2 protein-coding genes are annotated in these 833 nt (G+C 46.2%); both read right to left on the bottom strand.

From position 1 onward, the window contains the following. Window positions 1-365, bottom strand: a 365-nt coding sequence (locus R7O13_RS25655) for an SDR family NAD(P)-dependent oxidoreductase (RefSeq protein WP_318305043.1), incomplete at its 3' end; no start/stop codon positions are given. 34 nt (window positions 366-399) lie between these two features. Continuing rightward, a partial coding sequence (locus tag R7O13_RS25650) for an ACP S-malonyltransferase (RefSeq protein ID WP_412125727.1) occupies window positions 400-833 on the bottom strand: 434 nt, incomplete at its 5' end.

Below are 833 nucleotides of genomic sequence, written 5' to 3'. Positions count from 1 at the left end.
AGAACCGCTTTAGACATACGGTAAATAGGCGTTAGGTTTGTGTTGATGATGTCGTTCCACTCATCGTCTTTCATGCGCATTAGTAGGTTATCGCGAGTGATACCTGCGTTATTCACTAGAATATCGATCGCACCAAACTCATCGTTAATGGTTTTTAGTGTTGCTTCGATAGACTCAACGTCAGTGACGTTAAGTGCTAAACCTTTACCATTTTCGCCTAGGTATTCGCTGATCGCAGCCGCGCCGCTTTCAGACGTTGCGGTACCAATAACGGTGGCACCGCGTTCAACAAGAAGCTCAGCAATCGCACGACCAATGCCACGGCTTGCGCCAGTCACTAGAGCGATTTTACCTTCTAGATTCATCATGTTGTGTTTTCCTTTTCTTATCGTGAAAGAATTATTTAGCGGCTTCTAACGACGCCACATCGTTAACTGCTGCTGCACTTAGTGTTTTCACGATACGTTTTGTTAGACCTGTCAGAACTTTGCCCGGGCCAAGTTCAAGAAGGTTTTCTACACCTTGTTCACTCATTAGCTGTACGCTTTCAGTCCAACGAACTGGGCTGTATAGCTGACGAACAAGCGCGTCTTTGATTTTTGCAGGATCAGTTTCAGCTGCCACATCAACGTTATTGATAACTGGAAGTTGTGGTGTGTTGAATTCGATAGACTCTAGCGCTACTGCTAGTTTATCAGCTGCTGGTTTCATTAACGCACAGTGTGAAGGCACTGACACAGGAAGAGGAAGAGCACGTTTCGCGCCAGCTTCTTTACACAGTGCGCCAGCGCGCTCTACTGCATCTTTACTACCTGCGATAACAACTTGACCAG

The organism is Vibrio sp. Y176 (assembly GCF_033438945.1).
This window is presented reverse-complemented; position numbering and strand designations above follow the sequence as displayed.